The following is a 20617-nucleotide window of genomic DNA, read 5'->3' as shown; positions in this document are numbered from 1 at the left end:
CCCTCCTCTGAACTTTCAGTTGGATTTCGCCGGTACATCGCTGAAGTCATAGATGCCCTTAAAAAGATTCACGTGGATTCTGGAACAGGTATCCGGGTTTTTTCGGATGTAGACAACGTCATTTTCCACTGGCCCGCAGGTCGTGACCTTGGACGCGTCAGCGAGAACCGCATACCGGATTAAAGGATCAACTTGTGATGAAGCGAGCATGCCGGCTCCCATCAGGGTCCCGATGAAGAAGATCTTCAGCCCTGGAACGCGTTCTTCGGCAGACGCGCCAATCGGCACACCAAACAACGCCTTCATCTGCCAACAGACGAGCATGCAAATGCTGATCAACAGCAGTGAAATGGGTACAGATAAAATGACACCACCGATTGTCGAGGCGTACCTGATATTTTCGACTTCAATTCCAGTGGTAGCGTTGATGGTTTTCTCCGCTACGATTTTACAAATGTAAAAAACGATTGCTGTGTAGGCCAGGGAGCTTGGCCATTTCTTTGCAAAAGCACTGATATTCTTGCGGTTGCAAAAAGCAAAATACCCACCACATGAAAATACAGTCGTAAAAATTAAAGCCGTCAGAGTCTCGTGCTCGAGAAACTGCGCAAGCCACACCGCAAAAATCAACACGGCAGCCTTGATCATGCTCTTTATTTCAATGCTCATTCTTGCGCAAAACCCTATTCAAAAACTGTGTCATGCATAGGAAGCAGCATATCGAGGCGCCCTCGCTCTGGCTGTAGGAGAGCTCCGTGAGTTGCGAAGGACCTTACGCTTGCTTCGTTTTGGCTTGGATATCGGCGCGATGATGTATTTGGGGCCGGATTGCGGAGTAGATGGGGCATACGAACGGGAACATGATCCGGCAGCATTTCCCTATCGCTCTTTTTCAGACGCCAAAAACCACAAACCCCCGACTTTCTCCAGGAAAGTCGGGGGTTTGTGTTTACAGAATTTGGCGGTGAAGGAGAGATTCGAACTCTCGATACAGTTTCCTGTATACACACTTTCCAGGCGTGCTCCTTAAGCCACTCGGACACTTCACCGTATCTCTTCAAACAAGTTCTGTCTGTCGAGGCGCGCTAATGTAGTCGAAAGCATTTCCGATGGCAAACATTTTTTTCAGAATTTTCATGCGGTTAACGCGATTCAGCGTTTCCGGTCGTTCCGGGCCATGGCAAACCGGCCAATCTCCGGCTTCGTGCCCTCTTCTATATAGACGGGAATGCGCAGCAGGCACGGCGGGCTACGCCTGGCGGGCGGGCAAAGGGTGACTGGCGGGTCAGTCACGGCGCTTTACCTGGCCTGCGGCGGTGGGTAACGTCTGCCCAACTTTATTGAAAGGAATAGCGTCATGAGTGAGTTGATTTCCTACCATCTCGAAGACGGTATCGCGACCCTGACCCTGAGCAATGGCAAGGTCAATGCCATCTCCCCGGATGTGATTGCCGAGTTCAACGCTGCGCTGGATCGGGCCGTGACCGATCGTGCGGTGGTGATCATTACCGGCCAGCCGGGCATTCTCTCTGGCGGCTATGACCTGAAGGTGATGACGGCCGGCCCCAGGGAAGCCGTGGCACTGGTGACCGCCGGCTCGACCCTGGCCCGCCGCCTGCTGTCGCACCCCTTCCCGGTGATCGTAGCGTGCCCGGGGCATGCGGTGGCCAAGGGCGCGTTCCTGCTGTTGTCGGCCGACTATCGCATCGGCGTAGAAGGCGCGTTCAGCATTGGCCTGAACGAAGTGCAGATTGGCATGACCATGCACCACGCGGGCATCGAGATTGCCCGTGACCGCCTGAACAAAGTGGCGTTGCAGCGCTCGGTGGTCAACGGCGAGATGTTCAATCCACAAGGCGCCGTGGCGGCCGGTTTCCTTGATGTCGTGGTTTCGCCTGAAGAACTGCAAGGCGCGGCATTGGCGGCGGCTCGTCAGTTGAAGAAGATCAACATGACTGCGCACAAGAACACCAAACTGAAAGTGCGCAAAGCGCTTCTGGAGGCCCTGGACAACGCGATCATCCAGGACCAGGAACATTTGGGTTAAGCCCGGATCTGCTGCAACGAAAAGCCCGACCGTCGTGTCGGGCTTTTTCATACATATCCGTGTTAAACGTCTGTAAACGCTCTAGACCGCATCTGACCAAATAGTCGGAAACATCAGCTCAAACATCGGCCACCTCCCACTTCCCTGGGAGCAATTGCCGAATACAGTGCACATCCGTACACTGCGCCACCTTTTGTCCCGGTGGGGCCTGTAGATGCTGTTTTTGTTCCGTATGTCATTGATGGGCCTGCACTTTATCGTGGCGGGCGTGCTGGGAGTGATTCTCGGCCTGTGTCGACCATTCAATCCGGATAACAGCCGCCTGTGCGCACGCCTGTACGCATGGCCGGCCATGTGTATTTTGCGTTTGCGGGTGAAGGCCGAAGTCGGGCCGTTGATGGATAAACCCGACAGTTGCGTGATCATCGCCAATCACCAGTCCAACTATGACCTGTTTGTGTTCGGCAACGTGGTGCCGCGCCGTACCGTGTGCATCGGCAAAAAGAGCCTGAAGTGGGTACCGTTGTTCGGGCAGTTGTTCTGGCTGGCCGGCAATGTACTGATCGACCGTGGCAATGCGCACAAGGCGCGCCAGTCGATGCTGACCACCACCCACACCCTGCAAAACAAAGACACCTCGATCTGGGTTTTCCCGGAAGGCACGCGCAACCTGGGTGAGGACTTGCTGCCCTTCAAGAAAGGCGCCTTTCAGATGGCCATTGCCGCCGGGGTGCCGATTGTCCCGGTGTGTGTCAGCAGTTACGTCAAACACATGCAATTGAACCGCTGGCGCAGCGGGAAAATCCTGATTCGCTCGTTGCCGGCGATCCCCACCGCCGGTTTGAGCCTGGACGACATGCCCCTGCTGATCGCCCAGTGCCGCGAGCAGATGCGTGAATGCATCGAATCGATGGACCGGCAACTGCAAGCCGCCTGAAAAACAAAACCCGCCTGGTGCGGGTTTTCTTTTGCCTGCGCATCTTTGCCCAGAACTCGGCAGATTTAACTGACTCTCAAACACTGCGAGGCTAAGCTGATCCACACTGCCATTGCATTTGCTGCCAATTGAAAGCTGCCATAAGAAGTGAACCACCATCATGGGTAGAGTTGTTGCTGCTGCGGTTTATAGCGCCGGTAAGAGAGTCACCAATATCACCCTTGACGAAGGCGCCGCCTGGGCGGCAAAGCCCGGGCATTTTGTCTGGATCGGCCTTGAGGAGCCGAACGCCGAGGAACTCTACAACCTGCAACGCCAGTTCAACCTGCACGAACTGGCGATTGAAGACGCCCTGGAAAAACACAGCCGACCGAAACTGGAAACCTTCGGCGATGCGCTGTTCATCGTGACGTATTCGCCCATCCGGGATGAAGGCAAACTCAAGTTCATCGAGACGCATATCTTTGCCGGCAATGGCTACATCATTACTGCGCGCAACGGTCACTCGGCATCCTACGCCCATGTCCGTCAACGCTGTGAGGCGCGTCCGCTATTGCTTGAGCACGGGGAAGATTTCGTACTCTATGCCATCCTCGATTTCGTGATCGAAAACTACCAGCCGATGGGCGAAGCCATTCACGCGGAGATCGATGAGCTGGAAGGCAATGTGTTGTGCGGCTCGCTGAATGACTACGACATCCAGAGGCTGCATGGCCTGCGCCGTGATGTGTTGCGCTTGCGTCGTTATGTGGCCCCGATGATCGAGATAGGAGAGGAACTTCAGAGACTGAGCTTCCCGTTCATCGACAAGAACATGCGCCCGTATTTTCGCGATGTGCAGATTCATGTAACGCGGCAAATGGAAGACCTGACGACGCTGGCGGATATTGCCAGCCAGACGATTGAAATCGGGGTGCTGCTGGAAGCCTCGCGCCAGAGCGTGGTGCAACGCAAGTTTGCGGCCTGGGCGGCGATCCTGGCCTTCCCGACGGCGGTGGCGGGGATCTACGGGATGAACTTCCAGAACATGCCGGAGTTGACCTGGCACTACGGGTATTTCGGGGTGCTGGGGTTTATTACGGTGGGTTGTCTGGGGTTGTGGGCGAGTTTCAAGAAATCGGGGTGGCTGTAGGGCTGTGTGTCTACATTGAAAACCGGGGGACCCATTCGCGAGCAAGCCCGCTCCCACATTGGATCTCTGCAACACCAAAGAACCACTGTGGGAGCGGGCTTGCTCGCGAAGCTTTTAGCTTTTATACCGCTTTGGCTGCTGGCTTGTGCGCGACAAACCGCATCATCCACTCGGCAACCGTGGTGCCATGGTGTTCCTGTTCCAGGCTCGCGATACCTTTGGAATAGACCTGCTCACCCAGTGCCTGCTGGCGAATTTCAAGCAGGGCGCGGGAGTAGTCGTGGATGAACTCCGGATGCCCCTGGAAGCACAGCACCTGGTCGTTGATGTGGTAGGCGGCAAACGGGCAGAAATCGCTGGAAGCGATGACCGTGGCGTTCTCCGGCAACGACGTGACCTGGTCCTGGTGGCTGATCAGCAGCGTCAGCTCTTCGCGCACAGGGCTCATCCATGGCGCCTTGGCGGCCAACTTGTAGTTGTGGGTACCGACGCCCCAGCCTTGGGTCGCACGCTCGCTCTTGCCGCCGAGCAGCAACGCCAGCAACTGGTGACCGAAGCAGACGCCCAGCAACTTGTCGCCGCGCTCGTAGCGGGTCAGCAGATATTTCTTGAGGGTTTCGATCCACGGATCGGTGCCGAAGGAGTCGGCCTTGCTGCCCGTCACCAGGTAGGCGTCGAACGTCAGGTCGTCGCTTGGGTATTCACCCTGCACCACGTTGTAGACGGTGAACTCGGCGGCAATCGGTTGCTGCGAAAACAGGTGTTTGAACATCTGCCCGTAGCCCTGATATTGGTCAACCAATTCCGGACGCAGGTGGTCGGTTTCCAGAATGCAGATGCGTAACGACATAAAAAATACCTGACACGTGATGGGAATAATGCACACCCCAGAGCCTGCCTTGAAACGCTGTGACAAGGCAAGCCCAGAAATGCATCATCTCCCCCTTAGAACGCCTCCCCTTTGGCAGCCTTCTCCAGCAGCAAGGCGGGTGGCGCGAACCGCTCGCCATACTGCGTGGCCAGATACTGGGCGCGGGCCACAAAGTCCTGCACGCCGTACTGGTTGATGAACTGCAGCGCACCGCCGGTCCAGGCGGCGAAACCGATGCCGAAGATCGAGCCAACGTTGGCATCCGCCGTCGAGGTCAACACCCCCTCCTCCACACAGCGCACGGTTTCGATGGCTTGCACGAACAGCAGGCGATCACGCACGTCCTTGGGCGAAATCTGCCCGTCGGCTTTCTCGAAGCGGGTTTTCAATTCAGGCCACAGGTGTTTCTGGCCGCCCGCCGGATACTCGTAGAAACCTCCGCCGCCAGCCTTGCCCGGACGCTTGAATTCATTGAGCAGCAAGTCAATCACGGAAAATGCCGGGTGTTCTGTCAGCGGTTTGCCTTCTGCTTGCAGGTCCTTGGCGGTTTGCAGGCGGATATGGTTCATCAGGCTGAGGGACACTTCGTCAGAGATCGCCAGCGGCCCTACCGGCATGCCGGCCTTGCGCGCTTCAGTCTCGATCATCGCCGCGCTCACGCCCTCGCCCAGCATGGCGATGCCTTCATTGGTGAAGGTGCCGAACACCCTTGAGGTGAAGAAACCGCGGCTGTCGTTGACCACAATCGGGGTTTTCCTGATTTGCAGGACGTAATCGAAGCCGCGTGCCAGGGTTTCGTCGCTGGTATTGGCGCCCTTGATGATTTCCACCAGCGGCATTTTTTCCACGGGGCTGAAAAAATGCAGGCCGATAAACTTGCTCTGGTCGGGCACGGCACACGCCAGGCCGCTGATCGGCAAGGTCGAGGTATTGGAGGCGATCACCGCGTCCGCGCCGACGACCTTCTGCGCGGCCAACGAGACCTTGGCTTTCAAATCTCGATCCTCGAACACGGCCTCGATGATCAGGTCGCAACCGGCCAGGTCGGCATCGCTTTCGCTGGTTTGAATGCGTGATAGAACGGTGTCGCGTTGCTCGATGCTCATTTGTCCGCGAGCGACCTTCTTGTCCAGCAGCGCCGCCGAATGCGCCTTGCCCTTCTCAGCCGCCGCGAGGCTGATGTCCTTGAGTACCACCTCGATTCCCGCCGATGCACTGACAAACGCGATACCGGCGCCCATCATCCCGGCACCGAGCACGCCGACCTTGCGGGTGACATAAGGCGCAAAACCTTGAGGTCGCGAGCCGCCAGCATTGATTTCGTTGAGCTGGAACCAGAATGTGCCGATCAGGTTCTTCGAGACCTGGCCGGTGGTCAGTTCGGTGAAGTAGCGGGTTTCGATCAGGTGCGCCGTATCGAAATCCACCTGGGCGCCCTCGACCGCCGCGCAGAGGATTTTCTCTGGCGCGGGCATCGTGCCCTGGGTTTTGCTGCGCAGGATCGAGGGTGCAATCGCCAGCATCTGGGCGACTTTCGGGTTTGACGGTGTGCCGCCCGGAATCTGGTAGCCCTTCACGTCCCAGCGCTGCACTGCCGCCGGATTGGCCAGAATCCATTCCCGCGCCTTGGCCAACAGGTCTTCGTGATCGCTTGCCAGCGCATCGATCAACCCCGCCTGCAATGCCTGTTGTGGCCGCACCTTCTTGCCTTCCAGCAGATAAGGCAGGGCTTTTTCCAGGCCGAGCATGCGCACCATGCGCACCACGCCTCCGCCGCCCGGCAGCAGACCGAGGGTGACTTCCGGCAGGCCGAGTTGCACCGACGGGTTGTCCAGCGCCACACGGTGATGACAGGCCAGGCAGATTTCCCAGCCGCCGCCCAATGCAGCGCCATTGATCGCGGCGACCACGGGCTTGCCTAGGGTTTCCAGGGCGCGCAACTGGCCCTTGAGGTTCAGCACCATGTCGTAGAAGGCCTTGGCCTGGGGTTTGCCGACCTTGATCAGTTCGTTGAGGTCGCCGCCAGCGAAAAACGTCTTCTTGGCCGAGGTGATGATCACACCGGCGATGCTGTCTTTGTCGGCCACCAGGCGCGCAACGCAGTCCGCCATGGCCTCGCGGTACACCGCGTTCATGGTATTGGCGCTCTGGCCCGGCATGTCGATGGTCAGGACGACGATCTGGTCCTGGCCTTTTTCGTAACGAATAGCTTCGTTCATAACTGGATTCCTTGAAGTCCGGGCTCAGAGGCGTTCAATGATGGTGGCAATGCCCATGCCGCCGCCGACACACAGGGTCGCGAGGCCATAGCGCAGGCGTCGGGCTTCCAGTTCATCGAGCAGCGTGCCGAGAATGGCGCAACCGGTGGCGCCCAGCGGGTGGCCCATGGCGATTGAACCGCCATTGACATTGACCTTGTCCGGATCGACGGCCATGTCCTTGATGAATTTCAACACCACCGACGCGAACGCCTCGTTGACCTCGAACAGATCGATGTCTTCGACCCGCAGCCCGGCCTTGGCCAACGCCTTGCGGGTCGCTGGCGCGGGGCCGGTAAGCATGATGGTCGGATCGGTGCTGGTGACTGCCGTGGCGACAATCCGCGCCCGGGGCTGCAAGCCCAGAGCCCGCCCCTTGGCTTCGGAGCCGATGAGCATCAGCGCCGCACCATCGACAATCCCGGAGCTGTTGCCGGGGGTGTGAACATGGTTGATCCGCTCGACATGGCTGTAGACCCGCAGCGCGGTGGCATCGAAGCCCATCTGCCCCATCATCTCGAAACTCGGCTTGAGCTTGCCCAGGCCTTCCAGGGTCGAATCGGCGCGGATGAACTCATCGTGATCGAGCAGGATGATGCCGTTCTGGTCCTGCACCGGCACCAGCGATTTGTTGAACGAACCGTCGGCTCGCGCCCGCGCGGCCTTCTGCTGGGAATGCAGCGCATAGGCATCGACATCCTGACGGCTGAAGCCTTCAAGGGTGGCGATCAGGTCGGCACCCACACCCTGTGGCGTGAAGTGACTGTGCAGGTTGGTCGCCGGGTCCAGCGCCCAGGCCCCGCCATCGCTGCCCATCGGCACCCGGGACATCGACTCGACACCACCGACCACCACCAGGTCTTCGAAGCCTGAACGCACTTTCATCGCGCCGAGGTTCACAGCCTCCAGCCCCGAAGCACAGAACCGGTTGATCTGTACCCCCGCCACGCTGACATCCCAATCGGCCACTTGAGCGGCGGTCTTGGCGATGTCGGAACCTTGATCGCCAACCGGTGTCACGCAGCCGAGCACCACGTCATCGACCTGACTGGTGTCCAGTGCCGTGCGCTGCTGCAGTGCGGTGAGCAAACCGGCCACCAGGTTCACCGGTTTGACGCTGTGCAAGGCGCCATCAGCCTTGCCTTTGCCACGGGGCGTGCGTAACGCGTCGAAAATCAATGCTTGGGTCATGACGTCCTCGAACCGCAGTGCAGGTGGGTAAATACCGAGTGCCCACTCTTGGCCCGAGCCGCGTTTGATTCAATGACCGCAGCGCTCACAGACGTTGACGCTCACGCTCAGACGAACGGTAGTCAGCTACCATTCAGGACACCAAGCTGTCTAGCCAACGGGCGCCAAAGAAGCTGGCAATATGCCTCATGCCTTTTTAAAAGCGAATCGCAAGAACACCATACGAAATGGATCTAAGCCAAGCTTAACGCGGGCTCTAAGGTGAACTTGTACGAAGTTGTCGTCGGGTTTTGCCGAGGCGCTCGTCACTACAGGAAGTGCAACGCGCTGCCATCATGGAGCTATGCGGGCAGGCATCAGGAAATAACAAAAAAGGCGGTCAAGCCATGTTCAAACAATCGAAAGTTCGTCAAGCCGGGCTCATCCTTTTCGCCACCACGCTGTTGTTGATATTGCCGAACCTGACCAAGGTCATCGGCTAGTCGCGTCTAAAAGATACGGCGTCACAGTTTTTGAATTGCCACTCTCAAAATGTGACTGGCCCGCTACCCGGGCCAGCGTGGCTGTGCCAATCTTTGCGGCACCTGCACGACATGGACGGCGATCACTTGAAAATGCTCATTCTGCTTGGGGCCACGCTGTTCGGCTCGCCCCTGTATGCCGCACAACTGAACCTGGAGCTGGGCGCGAACAGTCGCACCTGGCAGACCGAGCAATTGCTCAAGCATCCTCAGGTCCAAACCATCAACATCAGCAACGACGTTTCCTACAAGCGGGACATGAGTTACCGCGCCGTGCCGCTGTCCGCACTGCTGGACGGCATCAAGCCTGAAGACCACCTGCAGGCCGTGGCGCTGGATGGCTTTGCCGCCGAAATGACAGCCGCGCCGTTGCTCAAAACCCAGGGTGCACAGGCGTGGCTGGCGATTGAAGACCCAGCCAAACCCTGGCCACCGCTATCGGAAGGCAAGCCGGGCGCCGGACCGTTCTATCTGGTCTGGAGCAATCCGCAGGCAGGCAATATCAGCCCCGAACAATGGCCGTTCCAGGTGGCAAGCATCAAACGCCTGGCGCCCGTGACCGAGCGCTTCCCTGCCCTGCTGCCCGATCCGGCATTGAAGGCGGATGATCCGGTGAACAAGGGCTTTGCGTTGTTCCAGAAGAACTGCCTGGCCTGCCATCGACTCAATGGCGCCGGGGATGCGCAATTCGGGCCGGACCTGAATATTCCGTACAACCCGACCGAGTACTTCGGCGCGGACTTCCTCAAGCGCTACATTCGCGATCCACAAAGTTTGCGTCAGTGGCCGCAGGCGAAGATGCCCGGGTTCCCGGCCGAGGTGTTGCCGGATGGGGATCTGGGGATGCTGGTGGGGTATTTGCAGCATATGGTTGGGCGCAAGGTTAAGCCGTAACAACATCGTACCTGTGGGAGCGAGCTTGCTCGCGATAGCGGTGTATCAGTCACAAAAGTATTGACTGAAATGACGCCATCGCGAGCAAGCTCGCTCCCACAAGGTTCCTTGGTATCGCGCCTACTGCTGCTGCACAGAAATCACCGGCACCGGCGTCGGTGAAACCAGCACCTTGGCGTGCATCTGCTCACACCCGCCGCCCCGGCGCATCCCGCGCACCGGGCAGGCATCCAGGTAATCCAGGCCCACCGCCAGTTTCAGGTGCCGCTCCGGTCGGGCCAGTTCGTTGGTCACATCGAAGCTGTACCAGGCGTCATCCAGCCAGGCTTCCGCCCAGGCGTGACTGGCCAGATGTTCGCTGTTCTCGCTGTACAGGTAGCCCGACACATACCGCGCTGGAATGCCCAGGCTGCGGGTGCAGGCGAGAAACGCGTGGGTGTGGTCCTGACACACGCCGGAGCCTCCGGCAAAGGCCTGGGCCGCGCTGGTATCCACTTCCGTGGAGCCCGGCGTGTAGGTCATATGCTGGTTGAGGCCGTGCATCAGATCGATCAGCGCCGTGCGGTCGCGGCGTTGCTTGCATTCCTTCTCGGCAAACGCCCGCAGGGCGGCGTCGGCTTCGGTCAAACGGGTAAAGCGCAGAAACGGCAGTGCCGACTGGCTCTCGTGTTCAGCCTCACGCCATTCGTCGATATCGACCTGGCCACGGGCGCCGATGATGATCGCCTCGTGGGGCTCGTCCAAGGTCAGCACATGCAGGATGTTGCCGAACGGATCGAGCTGCGCCCGCACCGGACGCGGCAGGTCGAGCTGCCAGCTGAGCACGTGCTGGCGCTCGCTGTCGTGGGGAGTCAGGCGCAGATACTGGATGCTCGCCCGCACCTTGTCTTCGTAGTGATAGGTGGTCTCGTGGCTAATGGAAAGTCTCATGCGGCCTCCAGATAAGAACTGTGAATCGCGTTACCCAACTGGCGCACCAGCGGGATGAACTCGGTCAGCCAGGCGTGCAGGCCTTCTTCGAGAATTTCATGGATGCCGGTGTAGCGCAGGCGTGCGTCCATTTCCGCCGCCAGGCGTTGTGCGGGACGACCGTTGGCCCCCGGCAATTGCGCGAGGATCTGGTCGATTTCTTCGGTGCAGGCGCGCAGGGATCGCGGTACATCGGCCCGCAGCAACAGCAATTCGGCAACATGCCGGGCGCCGGGGGCGTCGCGGTAGATTTCCGTGTAGGCCTCAAACGACGACAACGCCCGCAACAACGCGCTCCATTGGTAATACGCGTGAGCGGTGCCATCGCTGACCGCTTCGGCCTGGTCGCCGGCCATTTCGTAGCGGGCATCGAGCAGGCGCAAGGTGTTGTCCGCCCGTTCGATAAAGGTCCCCAGACGAATGAAGCGAAACGCATCGTTACGCATGATGGTGCCGTAGGACGCGCCCCGGAACAGGTGGGAACGTTCCTTGATCCACTCGCAGAAACGGCTCATGCCGTAGCGACTTAGGCCTTGTTCGGCGATGCCGCGAATTTCCAGCCAGGTGGCGTTGATGTTTTCCCACATGTCGGCGGTGATGCGCCCACGTACCGCATGGGCGCTGGCCCGTGCGGCACCAAGGCAGCTGTAGATACTCGCCGGGTTGGCCGCATCCAGGGCAAAGAAATGCAGCAGTCGTTCGGCATGCAGCTCGCCATGGCGCTCCAGGTAATCGTCCAGGGTGCCGGTGATCAACAGCGGCATGGCCAGTTCGTGCAAACCGTCGCCGCGACCGTCCTGCGGCATCAGCGACAGCGAATAGCTGATATCGAGCATCCGGGCGAGGTTTTCCGCCCGCTCCAGATAACGTGACATCCAATACAGATCCGAGGCAGTTCTACTTAACATGACAGGCTTCCTTTAATCCTCGACCACCCAGGTGTCCTTGGTTCCGCCGCCCTGGGAGGAGTTGACCACCAGGGAGCCTTCGCGCAAGGCGACACGGGTCAAGCCGCCGGGCACGACCCGGGTTTCACGACCCGACAGGACAAACGGCCGCAAGTCGATATGGCGTGGCGCAATGCCGTTTTCGACAAAGGTCGGACAGGTCGACAGCGACAGCGTCGGTTGCGCGATATATGCATGGGGCTTGGCGATGATCCGCGCGCGGAAAGCTTCGATTTCCGCCGCCGTCGCCGCCGGCCCCACCAACATTCCGTACCCGCCGGAGCCTTGGGTTTCCTTGACCACCAACTCTGGAAGGTTGGCCAGCACGTGGGAAAGCTCAGAGGGATTACGGCATTGCCACGTAGGAACGTTCTTCAGGATCGGCTCTTCATCGAGATAGAAACGGATCATGTCGGTAACGAACGGGTACACCGACTTGTCGTCCGCCACCCCCGTGCCGATGGCATTAGCCAGCACCACGTTGCCGGAACGGTAGGACGACAGCAGCCCCGGCACGCCGAGCATCGATTCCGGGTTGAATGCCAGCGGGTCGAGGAACGCATCGTCGAGGCGACGGTAGATCACGTCGACGGCTTTCGGCCCGTCGGTGGTTCGCATGTAGACCTTGTCGTCACGCACGAACAGGTCCGCGCCTTCCACCAGCTCCACGCCCATTTCCCGCGCCAGGAACGCATGCTCGAAGAACGCACTGTTGAAGCGCCCCGGCGTCAGCACCACCACGCTCGGGTTATCGATCGGGCTTGAGCTTTTCAGGGTATCGAGCAGCAGGTTCGGGTAGTGGTCGATGGGGGCAATGCGTTGCGCCGCGAACAGCTCGGGGAACAGGCGCATCATCATCTTGCGGTCTTCGAGCATGTAGCTGACGCCGCTCGGTGTTCGCAGATTGTCTTCAAGAACGTAGTAGGTGCCGTCGCCGTCGCGTACCAGGTCGACGCCGGAGATGTGCGAATAGATATCGCGGTGCAGATCCAGCCCTTGCATCGCCAACTGGTACTGCTCGTTGGCCAGCACCTGCTCGGCCGGAATGATGCCGGCCCTGATGATGCGCTGCTCGTGATAAAGGTCGGCGAGGAACATGTTCAACGCCTTGACCCGCTGGATGCACCCGCGCTCGACTATCCGCCATTCGCTGGCGGGGATACTGCGGGGGATGGTGTCGAAGGGAATCAGGCGCTCTGTCCCTTGCTCATCACCGTAGAGCGTGAAAGTAATCCCGGCGCGATGAAACAGCAGATCGGCCTCGCGTCGCCGTTGTGCCAGAAGCTCGTCAGGCGTCTCGGCCAGCCAACGGGCAAACTCCCGATAATGCGGGCGGACCTGGCCGCCGGCATCGTACATCTCATCAAAATAGGTGCGGATCATGCCGTACTCCTTGTCACTCGGACGTCCAGACCTTCGCAAGGCCCGTGCCATCGGCATAAACGCTTAAATTTCAATCAGTTGGGTAATCAACGCGCACGCGCCGCACCAATCCTGTGCGGTAAATGCCCCAACCTGATCGCCCCCGCTTCATTGCAAGGCGTGGTGGTCGCCTATCACCAGCATAGCCAGAGTTGATTTCACTGCCCGGCAACGGATGCGGATAATCCAGGCATTCGCTGAAAAGCTCACCGAACTTCCCTTTTAGCCGCCTGCCCTGGCGGCTTTTTTTTGGTGTCCAGCGCCCACAAATGAAAACGGCCAACCCGAAGGTCAGCCGTCATTGCTGGTTGTCACTGTTCATAAGGTTATGCGAGTCGCCCTCGTACCTCCTGTTTCACACCCCAGCCTTCGATAATGCCGCCCAGAGGCTCGACCACTGCTTCGAAACCCTGTTCGAAGTCGCCGATATCGTCGTAGGTGGCATACATGACCTTGCACAGTTCCAGCGCCCAGGCGCCGTCGTCGCGCACACTGACTTGCGCATCCAGGGATTCACCACGGTGGAAATGACCTGCCGCCCTGCGTGCCCGCTCCTCGTCCGGGAAAATGGCGTAGAACTCGATGGGATGAAACCGGGAAAAGTCAAAACCGCCTTCTTTCATGCGGCGCAGCACACTGCTGCTGATGTCTTCTTGATAGGCTGTGCTCATGAAACGTCCTCCTCAAAACGATGGATAGACTTTCCGTACTCCCTCACCCGCAACCGAACAGCGCGAGCGACGGCAAACGATGTGCCGGCGGGAAACAAGCATGGAGCTGACAAGACCAGACCTTAGCGATTCATTCGCTGATCTCGCTTGCAGAGTAGCCTCAAGATAGAGCCTCTGCCAAGGCCTGGATGTGAATGCGACAGGTATCGTTCAGATTGGAGTAATGTCGAGGATTTGAATGCTGTTCTGCGACTTGAGCTCTTTGACGCTCGCGTCATTGGTCCGCCCTTCCAGATCGTTCAGATCCAGTTCGGCGGCGACAGGAAGAAGCCGGGCCTTGATGAGCTTGGCAGCACGCTCGTAGTCCGGGCGCTCGGTGCACTCAAAGACTTCGTCGATGGTTTCGCCATGATCATCCACGAAAGTGACTTTCCACTTTTGCATTGGTGCCTCCTCGATAAAACCCATGGATGGGCTTACCTCTATCTCGACCTTGTTAGCTGACTAATTGTTCCGCCGAGTCAAACACGTCGACGGATGTGAAAATCACTCTCAACACCCTTTGTAACCCGCCAAGCGCAAACCATGTGGGAGCGGGCTTGCTCGCGAAAGCGGTGTGTCAGCCAGCTTGATTTCAGCTGACCGTCCCTCTTCGCGAGCAAGTCGGATCGCCGCACCGCCGCTCCCACAGGTTTTGTGTTTCAACCTATCAGTCGTTGCTTGGCTTGTTCACCGCCTGCAGCACGTACTGAGGCAAGGCGAAGGCGCCGATGTGGATTTCAGGATTGTAGTAGCGGGTGACTATGCCGCTGCCCGTGAAGCGCTGTTGCAGGGTTTCGCGGGACAACTTGCGATAAGCGGTATTGGTGGCGCCCCAGGCGAAGGTCATCGAGCCACCGATGTAGGTCGGCACGGCGGCCTGATAGAAGTGCCAGTCCGGGAACAGGCTGCGCAGGCGACCGGCGGTGGTCTTCACTTCTTCGATCTGCATGAATGGCGTGCCGTTCTGGGTCACCAGGATGCCGCCTTCGTTCAGGCAGCGGTGGCAGGCCTGGTAGAAGTTTTCCGAGAACAGTACTTCACCCGGGCCGATCGGGTCGGTGGAGTCGGAAATGATCACGTCGAACTTTTCAGTGGTGGTGGCGACGAAACGCATGCCGTCGTCGATCACCAGGTTCAGGCGTGGATCATCGAACGCGCCCTTGGAGTGATTCGGCAGGAATTCCTTGCACATGTCGACCACGGTGCCGTCGATCTCGACCATGGTGATGTGCTCGACGCTGCGGTGCTTGGCCACTTCACGCAACATGCCGCCGTCACCGCCGCCGATGATCAGCACGCGTTTGGCCGCACCGTGCGCCAGGATCGGCACGTGGGTCAGCATTTCGTGGTAGATGAATTCGTCGGCTTCGGTGGTCTGGATCACGCCGTCCAGCGCCATCACGCGGCCCATGCGCGGATTTTCGAAGATCACCAGGTGCTGGTGCTCGGTGCGCACTTCGTGCAGCAGTTTTTCCATGCGAAAACGCTGGCCGTAGCCTTCGTAGAGGGTTTCCAGGTAGTCGCTGGTCGGGGTGTTGCTCATGGGAAGTGCTCCGATGAATGCGGGTGGCAACGGACGGTTACCCGCCCATGATGGCCAATCGAGTGTCTCGATTGACCGGGAAAGGCGCGCATTCTACGTCGCGGAACATGACAGGTCGAACCTCACTTGTTCGACTTGCCACAATCCTGTGGGAGCGGGCTTGCTCGCGAAGCAGGCAACTCGGTTTGTCGGCGAACCGCGTAATCGTTCTTCGCGAGCAAGTCGGATCGCCGCACCGCCGCTCCCACAGGGTCGGTGTTGTTTGTGGGAAATCCGTCAGAGTTTGACATTGCCCCGCGGCCCGGCGATGGCCCAGATGATCAGTCCCAGTACCGGCAACAGCGCGATCAGCAGTACCCAGAGGATTTTCATCCCGGTCTCGGCACTGCTTTTGAAGACGTTGATGATGGCCCAGATGTCCAGGACAAAAATGATCAAGGCAACCAGGCTGTTGAACGTGGAACCCATGGTGACGCTCCCAAAGAGTGATATGCCCCCTCAGGATAGACGCTCGTCGCGAGGATTCCTTTTTATTGACAGTGTCTGGGTCAGACGTGGATCGCCACTTTCAGGGCTTCCAGGGATGGCGCGGCTGCGATGCCCACTTCTGCGCACAATTCCAGCACCCGTGGCACGTCATTGCCGTAGACCAGGACCACCTGCAATTCGTCATCGAGCAACTGGCTGAAATTCATCAGCGTGTAGCCACCATTTTCCTTGTTCATGCTACTCATCTGCACCTGGATGCGGTTGAGCGCGGTCAGGGCTTCGGTCTTGGCCAGTTGCTTGGGCTTGAGATTGAACTCCACCCCAGGGCCGAATGAGGCGACGATCTGGGCGAACAGGTCCATGTAGGTGTCAGCCTGGAACAGTACCGTTTCCGGTAGGCTGCCAACCACCACCCATTCACCCAGCGGGATCGGGAAGGTTTCGTCGTAGTTGATGTCCGGATTGGCGCTCAGAAAAGCATCCTGATCGGCGTATGCCTGGGCCGCTTCGTCCGCAACCTTGAGGATTTCGTCTTCGCCCATGCACCCGGAGCTGATTTTGCTGATGAGTTCGACGAGTGCGGCTTTCATGGGGAGGATCCTGTAGCGAGGTGAATTTTGAGGGCGCGAAGGATACCGCAAGGATAGATTCGAATGCCCAAAAAAGATCGCAGCCTTCGGCAGCTCCTACATTGAGTGGCGTACACCCGTAGGAGCTGCCGAAGGCTGCGATCTTTTAAAGCAATCAGCCAATCAGCTTCTCAAGCTGCGCAACGGTATCGGAAGCGCCCATGGTTTTAGCCGCCTCCAGCGCGGTGATGCCATTGGCGTCCTTGGCTTTCGGGTCGGCGCCCTTGCTGATCAGGTAGTCGACCACTTCGACGCGGTTGAACATTGCCGCCATCATCAGCGCCGTGCGGCCATCGAAGGACGAGCCTTCCACCTGGGCGCCGCCGTCGACCAAGGCCTTGATCACCGCCAGGTCGCCCTTGAAGGCGGCGCCGGCAATCGGGCTCTGGCCGTTGTCGTTGCGGATCTCCGGGTCGGCCTTATGCTCCAGCAGGACTTTTACCGTGTCCACGTGACCGTGATACGCGGCCAGCATCAGCAAGGTATCGCCCTTGTGGTTACGCAGGTTCGGCGGTAAACCCTTGGTCAGCAGCGCGGCCATCATCGCCGCATCGCCCTCCCGTGCCTTGTTGAATACCTGTTCGGTGAATTCGGCGGCTTCTTCGGGGGTCATCTGGCGGCTTTTGTCTGACATTGGGCACTCCCTTTTCTGTCATTCGTAAAAGCCGACAGTTTCCCGAGCGCCCCCGGCACTGTCACTTGTTTTTTCTCATGGGCCGCCATAGCCAGATTCAATAGCGGTACTTGCCGTCATGAATGTCGGACAACAACTGCTCCGTGACCTGCACGTAAGTCTGCGTCCCCGGCAGCCAGGCATAGATCGGATCATCGCCGGTTTTACCCGGGTCGAAAGCCTCGTCCTTGAGTCGGGTCTTCTGATATTTGAACGTCCCGGTGGTTTCCATTTTCACTTTCACCCGCAGGAACAACGGCACCGCATAGGCCGGCATTTGCTCGCGGGCGAAGGCCAGCAGCTCGCTGAAATCCAGGGTTGCCAGGGATTCGGCCGGGGTAATCGCCGCCATCCCGGCCCGGCCATTGGTGTTGCGGATTTCCACGCCATAGGCCACGGCTTCGGAAATAAGCGGGTGTTGCAGGAGGATGTTTTCGACCTCCGTGGTCGAGACGTTTTCGCCCTTCCAGCGGTAGGTGTCGCCCAGGCGGTCGACAAACTGCGCATGCCCAAAGCCGATGTTGCGCAACAGGTCGCCGGTGTTGAAGTAGCGGTCGCCCTTTTCGAACACATCCTCAAGCACAACCTTGGCGGTTTTCTGCGGATCGGTGTAGCCGTCCAGGGGTGCCTTGTCGTCGATTTTTGCCAGCAACAACCCCTGCTCGCCCTTGGCGACCTTGCGCATCAGGCCATTGGCCTGACGAATCGGCGCGCCGCTGTCGTGGTCGTACGCAACCAGCTCCCAGGACATCAGGGAAAAACCGATGGTGTTGTCGAAATTGAGAATGTTGGTGAAACCGATGTTGCCGTCGCTGGCGGCGTACAGCTCGCAGATGTGATTGACCGCAAAGCGGGTCTTGAACTCGTTCCAGGCGCCGGGCCGCAAGCCGTTGCCGATCATTTTCTTCACATCGTGCCGGCTGTCGTCGGCGCTGGACGGTTGATCGACCAGGTAGCGGCACAATTCGCCGACATAACCGATGGTGGTCGCCCGGTACTTGCGCGCATCGTTCCAGAACTGACTGGCGCTGAATTTGCGGCGGATGGCGAACCCGCTGGCACCACTGACGGCCGAACCCCAGCACACGCAAAGGCCCGTGGCGTGGTACAGCGGCAAAGTGCAATAGACGACATCGTCGGGGCGCATGTCCAGGGCGATCATGCCGAAGCTCGCCGAACTGCGCATCCAGCGTCCGTGCTTGAACACGCCCGCCTTGGGCAACCCCGTGGTGCCCGAGGTGTAAATATAAAAGCAGGGATCATCAAAGAAAATCTGCCGGCTGCTGGCCGGGTTGTCGCTGCCATCGTCGAGACTGACGGTCATCAGGTTGATGAAACCTTCAGGCGCGATACCCGGTTGGCGCGAGGTGTCCTGATCGGCGACGAACCAGGTTCGGTCAGCCTTGATCGACACCCGGTCACGCACTCCGAGGTACGCCGGGACCAACTCCTCACCGACAATGATCGCCGCCGGCGCCACCAGATTCACACTGTGCACCAGGGTGTCGCGGGTCTGGGAGGTATTGAGCAGCGCACTGATTGCGCCGACCTTGGCCACCGCCAGTATGGTCACCAGCAGTTCCGGGCGGTTCTCGATGAAGACCGCCACCACATCCCCCTTGCCGATGCCTTGGCCGATCAGGTGATGGGCGATGCGATTGGCCCATTGGTTGACCTCGGAGTAACTGAGCGTTACGTCGCCTTGCAACAGCGCCGGGCCATCCGGGTTACGCAACGTGGCTTGCTCGAAACTCCAGCCCAAACCACACGCTTGGGTCGGGTCCTTGACGTTGGCGGCCTTCATGCCCTTCACCACCCGGGGGATGGCCTTGGCAATGGAAGGCAGCTTGCGGAGCATCATGCCCCAGGTAATCGTGTCGTTCGACGTGCGACTCATGTTGCTCCCGTTCGATCTTTTTATTGTCGGGCTGCGATGACTGAGCCCGAAAATACGTCAACGGTTCTTGAGCTGTACACGCGGTTTTTGAAATGTTTTGTATCTGCGATCTTGATCCGCGATCTTGATCTGCGATCTTGATCCGCGGTTGATACAGGGCCAATCGTGAACCCTCGCACACGCAATGGTTCCATCGAATCGCCGAGCGACCGCGCAAAATGCAGGATGCACGATGGCCGTTCATGCAGAATGCACGAAAGCAAAAATCACCAACGATACTAACTTATTGTTTTATATATTGATTTATAGAAAACCAAGGCTGGCACAATCACTGCAACCCTCTCCGTATGCTTGCCATTCAAGAGCTAACGGAGCTGAAAGACATGAACCTGATTCAGGAAAAATTTTCGTCCCTGTTCTCCAACTTCGAAGTCACCACCCAGGCCCGCCCTGACGGTGGGATCCTGCTGACCCTCAGCGGCGGCGAAGGCAAAGTGTTCAAGCGTTCGATTTCCTACCAGCAGTTGCACAATGGCGACCAACTGACGTGGGTCATCAGTGCGATTCGCCGCGACCTCGCCGAACAAGCCAGTGAACTGCCGCAGATTTCCATGCTGCAGAGCCAGCAACGGTTTGCGCTGCCGACCTATCACTCACTATAAAAAAATGAGAAAAAAATGTGGGAGCGGGCTTGCTCGCGAAGAGGGCGTGTCATTCAACGTTGATGTTGACTGACACGCCCTCTTCGCGAGCAAGTCGGATCGCCGCACCGCCGCTCCCACAGGTTGTCCGGTGTTTAGAACGCTGAAGGATCGATCCGCGCAAAGCTGTCCACGGTGACATGCCCCGCCAGTTCCCCACCCTCGCGAGCCAGCCCGCACGTAGCCATCCCAGCCGTGCGCGCCGCGTCGAGCTCTTCGACGATGTCCGACAGAAACAGGATCTGCCCCGCCTCAATGCTGATCGCCTGGCTGATGTTGGCGTAGGACTGCGCCTCGCGCTTGGGCCCTGACGTCGTATCGAAGTAACCACTGAACAACGGCGTGAGATCCCCTGCCTCCGAGCAGCCGAAGATCAACCGCTGGGCCTGGATCGAGCCGGACGAGTAAACAAACAGTTGAAAGCCGTCCCGATGCCAGCGCTTGAGTGCGTCAACGGCGTCCGGGTACACATGCCCCTTCAACTGCCCGGCCTGATAGCCCTGTTCCCAGACCATGCCCTGCAACGCCTTCAACGGCGTGGCCTTGCGGTCTTCAGCGATCCAGCCCAACAGGATCTCGATGACCCGCTCGACGTCGGCGTTCGGTTCGTTGCCGTCGCGGCGCACGGCAGCCAGTTGCTCTGCCACATCGGCGCGCTCGGCGTGCAGACGGACAAATGCCGGCAAGTGTTTGGCAGCGTAGGGAAACAGCACGTCGAACACAAAACTCACCGCGCTGGTGGTGCCTTCGATGTCGGTGAGAATCGCTTTGATCGGCATCGAC

General features: G+C 58.9%; 20 protein-coding genes and 1 tRNA gene. 5 read left to right on the top strand and 16 right to left on the bottom strand.

Going from position 1 to position 20617, the window contains the following annotated elements; all coding sequences use genetic code 11:
* Positions 1–15: 15 nt before the first annotated feature.
* Together ACMDB8_RS08145 and ACMDB8_RS08140 are read right to left on the bottom strand one after the other, a co-directional pair.
* Positions 16–669, bottom strand: a complete 654-nt coding sequence (locus ACMDB8_RS08145; protein WP_156385704.1) for a hypothetical protein — start codon at positions 667–669, stop codon at positions 16–18.
* A gap of 290 nt (positions 670–959) precedes the next feature.
* A tRNA-Ser gene (locus ACMDB8_RS08140) sits at positions 960–1049 on the bottom strand.
* 308 nt (positions 1050–1357) lie between these two features.
* On the opposite strand from ACMDB8_RS08140, the gene ACMDB8_RS08135 reads away from it, so the two are divergent.
* The 3 genes from ACMDB8_RS08135 to ACMDB8_RS08125 all read left to right on the top strand — a co-directional run bounded on the left by ACMDB8_RS08135 (position 1358) and on the right by ACMDB8_RS08125 (position 4116).
* The gene (locus tag ACMDB8_RS08135) at positions 1358–2047 is read left to right on the top strand and encodes a crotonase/enoyl-CoA hydratase family protein (RefSeq protein ID WP_008048453.1); all 690 of its coding nucleotides are present in this window, start codon (positions 1358–1360) and stop codon (positions 2045–2047) included.
* A gap of 214 nt (positions 2048–2261) precedes the next feature.
* A complete protein-coding gene (locus tag ACMDB8_RS08130; protein WP_056721863.1) occupies positions 2262–2984 on the top strand; it encodes a lysophospholipid acyltransferase family protein in 723 nt (240 codons plus the stop codon).
* Positions 2985–3144: 160 nt separating this feature from the next.
* Positions 3145–4116 carry a magnesium and cobalt transport protein CorA gene (locus ACMDB8_RS08125; protein WP_056721861.1) on the top strand — a complete coding sequence of 324 codons (972 nt, stop codon included), beginning with the start codon at positions 3145–3147 and terminating at the stop codon, positions 4114–4116.
* Between the two features lie 121 nt (positions 4117–4237).
* On the opposite strand, the gene ACMDB8_RS08120 is transcribed toward ACMDB8_RS08125, so the two are convergent.
* The 3 genes from ACMDB8_RS08120 to ACMDB8_RS08110 form a co-directional block, all read right to left on the bottom strand.
* Positions 4238–4966 carry an amidotransferase gene (locus ACMDB8_RS08120; RefSeq protein ID WP_056721859.1) on the bottom strand — a complete coding sequence of 243 codons (729 nt, stop codon included), beginning with the start codon at positions 4964–4966 and terminating at the stop codon, positions 4238–4240.
* A gap of 95 nt (positions 4967–5061) precedes the next feature.
* Positions 5062–7206 (bottom strand): 3-hydroxyacyl-CoA dehydrogenase NAD-binding domain-containing protein, encoded by a 2145-nt coding sequence (locus tag ACMDB8_RS08115; RefSeq protein WP_056721857.1) that lies wholly within the window; start codon positions 7204–7206, stop codon positions 5062–5064.
* A gap of 24 nt (positions 7207–7230) precedes the next feature.
* Positions 7231–8436 carry an acetyl-CoA C-acetyltransferase gene (locus ACMDB8_RS08110; protein WP_056721855.1) on the bottom strand — a complete coding sequence of 402 codons (1206 nt, stop codon included), beginning with the start codon at positions 8434–8436 and terminating at the stop codon, positions 7231–7233.
* A gap of 593 nt (positions 8437–9029) precedes the next feature.
* Here ACMDB8_RS08110 and ACMDB8_RS08105 point away from each other — a divergent pair.
* A complete protein-coding gene (locus tag ACMDB8_RS08105) occupies positions 9030–9851 on the top strand; it encodes a c-type cytochrome (RefSeq protein ID WP_056721853.1) in 822 nt (273 codons plus the stop codon).
* 120 nt (positions 9852–9971) lie between these two features.
* Here the strand turns inward: ACMDB8_RS08105 and ACMDB8_RS08100 are convergent, their stop codons facing one another.
* The 10 genes from ACMDB8_RS08100 to ACMDB8_RS08055 all read right to left on the bottom strand — a co-directional run bounded on the left by ACMDB8_RS08100 (position 9972) and on the right by ACMDB8_RS08055 (position 19133).
* A complete protein-coding gene (locus tag ACMDB8_RS08100; protein ID WP_409078459.1) occupies positions 9972–10781 on the bottom strand; it encodes a transglutaminase family protein in 810 nt (269 codons plus the stop codon).
* A complete protein-coding gene (locus tag ACMDB8_RS08095) occupies positions 10778–11728 on the bottom strand; it encodes an alpha-E domain-containing protein (protein ID WP_007971901.1) in 951 nt (316 codons plus the stop codon). Before ACMDB8_RS08095 ends, ACMDB8_RS08100 begins: the two co-directional genes overlap by 4 nt.
* Before the next feature lie 12 nt (positions 11729–11740).
* Positions 11741–13150, bottom strand: coding sequence for a circularly permuted type 2 ATP-grasp protein (locus ACMDB8_RS08090; RefSeq protein WP_056721849.1), 1410 nt, complete (start codon positions 13148–13150; stop codon positions 11741–11743).
* Positions 13151–13515: 365 nt separating this feature from the next.
* Positions 13516–13860, bottom strand: coding sequence for a ribonuclease E inhibitor RraB (locus ACMDB8_RS08085; RefSeq protein ID WP_007971898.1), 345 nt, complete (start codon positions 13858–13860; stop codon positions 13516–13518).
* A gap of 210 nt (positions 13861–14070) precedes the next feature.
* Positions 14071–14304, bottom strand: coding sequence for a hypothetical protein (locus ACMDB8_RS08080; protein WP_056721845.1), 234 nt, complete (start codon positions 14302–14304; stop codon positions 14071–14073).
* Positions 14305–14569: 265 nt separating this feature from the next.
* Entirely contained in the window at positions 14570–15445 is an 876-nt protein-coding gene (gene speE, locus ACMDB8_RS08075; protein ID WP_056721843.1) for a polyamine aminopropyltransferase, read from the bottom strand.
* Between the two features lie 276 nt (positions 15446–15721).
* Complete coding sequence (locus ACMDB8_RS08070) at positions 15722–15913, bottom strand: PLD nuclease N-terminal domain-containing protein (protein ID WP_046042941.1); 192 nt, start codon at positions 15911–15913, stop codon at positions 15722–15724.
* An 80-nt stretch (positions 15914–15993) separates the two neighbouring features.
* Positions 15994–16524: a hypothetical protein gene (locus ACMDB8_RS08065; RefSeq protein ID WP_223542325.1), complete on the bottom strand. Its 531-nt coding sequence runs from the start codon at positions 16522–16524 to the stop codon at positions 15994–15996.
* Between the two features lie 154 nt (positions 16525–16678).
* Positions 16679–17197, bottom strand: coding sequence for an ankyrin repeat domain-containing protein (locus ACMDB8_RS08060; RefSeq protein WP_223459068.1), 519 nt, complete (start codon positions 17195–17197; stop codon positions 16679–16681).
* A 97-nt stretch (positions 17198–17294) separates the two neighbouring features.
* On the bottom strand, positions 17295–19133 hold the full coding sequence (locus ACMDB8_RS08055) for a long-chain-acyl-CoA synthetase (protein WP_409078460.1): 1839 nt from the start codon (positions 19131–19133) through the stop codon (positions 17295–17297).
* A gap of 383 nt (positions 19134–19516) precedes the next feature.
* Between ACMDB8_RS08055 and ACMDB8_RS08050 the strand changes: the two genes are divergently transcribed.
* A complete protein-coding gene (locus ACMDB8_RS08050) occupies positions 19517–19795 on the top strand; it encodes a DUF3509 domain-containing protein (RefSeq protein ID WP_046042946.1) in 279 nt (92 codons plus the stop codon).
* Positions 19796–19929: 134 nt separating this feature from the next.
* Here ACMDB8_RS08050 and mtnC read toward each other — a convergent pair whose 3' ends face one another.
* Entirely contained in the window at positions 19930–20613 is a 684-nt protein-coding gene (gene mtnC, locus ACMDB8_RS08045) for an acireductone synthase (protein ID WP_409078461.1), read from the bottom strand.
* Positions 20614–20617 lie beyond the last annotated feature (4 nt).

This window comes from Pseudomonas monachiensis (assembly GCF_047345015.1).
GTDB lineage: Bacteria > Pseudomonadota > Gammaproteobacteria > Pseudomonadales > Pseudomonadaceae > Aquipseudomonas > Aquipseudomonas monachiensis.
Note: the sequence above shows the minus strand (reverse complement) of the source record. Positions and strands in the feature narration are given on the sequence as shown.

What these genes read in the sequence shown, in the direction of transcription:
- ACMDB8_RS08145 (WP_156385704.1), bottom strand. Translation starts at nt 669, where the DNA reads ATGAGCATTGAAATAAAGAGCATGATCAAGGCTGCCGTGTTGATTTTT.
- ACMDB8_RS08135 (WP_008048453.1), top strand. Translation starts at nt 1,358, where the DNA reads ATGAGTGAGTTGATTTCCTACCATCTCGAAGACGGTATCGCGACCCTG.
- ACMDB8_RS08130 (WP_056721863.1), top strand. Translation starts at nt 2,262, where the DNA reads ATGCTGTTTTTGTTCCGTATGTCATTGATGGGCCTGCACTTTATCGTG.
- ACMDB8_RS08125 (WP_056721861.1), top strand. Translation starts at nt 3,145, where the DNA reads ATGGGTAGAGTTGTTGCTGCTGCGGTTTATAGCGCCGGTAAGAGAGTC.
- ACMDB8_RS08120 (WP_056721859.1), bottom strand. Translation starts at nt 4,966, where the DNA reads ATGTCGTTACGCATCTGCATTCTGGAAACCGACCACCTGCGTCCGGAA.
- ACMDB8_RS08115 (WP_056721857.1), bottom strand. Translation starts at nt 7,206, where the DNA reads ATGAACGAAGCTATTCGTTACGAAAAAGGCCAGGACCAGATCGTCGTC.
- ACMDB8_RS08110 (WP_056721855.1), bottom strand. Translation starts at nt 8,436, where the DNA reads ATGACCCAAGCATTGATTTTCGACGCGTTACGCACGCCCCGTGGCAAA.
- ACMDB8_RS08105 (WP_056721853.1), top strand. Translation starts at nt 9,030, where the DNA reads ATGGACGGCGATCACTTGAAAATGCTCATTCTGCTTGGGGCCACGCTG.
- ACMDB8_RS08100 (WP_409078459.1), bottom strand. Translation starts at nt 10,781, where the DNA reads ATGAGACTTTCCATTAGCCACGAGACCACCTATCACTACGAAGACAAG.
- ACMDB8_RS08095 (WP_007971901.1), bottom strand. Translation starts at nt 11,728, where the DNA reads ATGTTAAGTAGAACTGCCTCGGATCTGTATTGGATGTCACGTTATCTG.
- ACMDB8_RS08090 (WP_056721849.1), bottom strand. Translation starts at nt 13,150, where the DNA reads ATGATCCGCACCTATTTTGATGAGATGTACGATGCCGGCGGCCAGGTC.
- ACMDB8_RS08085 (WP_007971898.1), bottom strand. Translation starts at nt 13,860, where the DNA reads ATGAGCACAGCCTATCAAGAAGACATCAGCAGCAGTGTGCTGCGCCGC.
- ACMDB8_RS08080 (WP_056721845.1), bottom strand. Translation starts at nt 14,304, where the DNA reads ATGCAAAAGTGGAAAGTCACTTTCGTGGATGATCATGGCGAAACCATC.
- speE (WP_056721843.1), bottom strand. Translation starts at nt 15,445, where the DNA reads ATGAGCAACACCCCGACCAGCGACTACCTGGAAACCCTCTACGAAGGC.
- ACMDB8_RS08070 (WP_046042941.1), bottom strand. Translation starts at nt 15,913, where the DNA reads ATGGGTTCCACGTTCAACAGCCTGGTTGCCTTGATCATTTTTGTCCTG.
- ACMDB8_RS08065 (WP_223542325.1), bottom strand. Translation starts at nt 16,524, where the DNA reads ATGAAAGCCGCACTCGTCGAACTCATCAGCAAAATCAGCTCCGGGTGC.
- ACMDB8_RS08060 (WP_223459068.1), bottom strand. Translation starts at nt 17,197, where the DNA reads ATGTCAGACAAAAGCCGCCAGATGACCCCCGAAGAAGCCGCCGAATTC.
- ACMDB8_RS08055 (WP_409078460.1), bottom strand. Translation starts at nt 19,133, where the DNA reads ATGAGTCGCACGTCGAACGACACGATTACCTGGGGCATGATGCTCCGC.
- ACMDB8_RS08050 (WP_046042946.1), top strand. Translation starts at nt 19,517, where the DNA reads ATGAACCTGATTCAGGAAAAATTTTCGTCCCTGTTCTCCAACTTCGAA.
- mtnC (WP_409078461.1), bottom strand. Translation starts at nt 20,613, where the DNA reads ATGCCGATCAAAGCGATTCTCACCGACATCGAAGGCACCACCAGCGCG.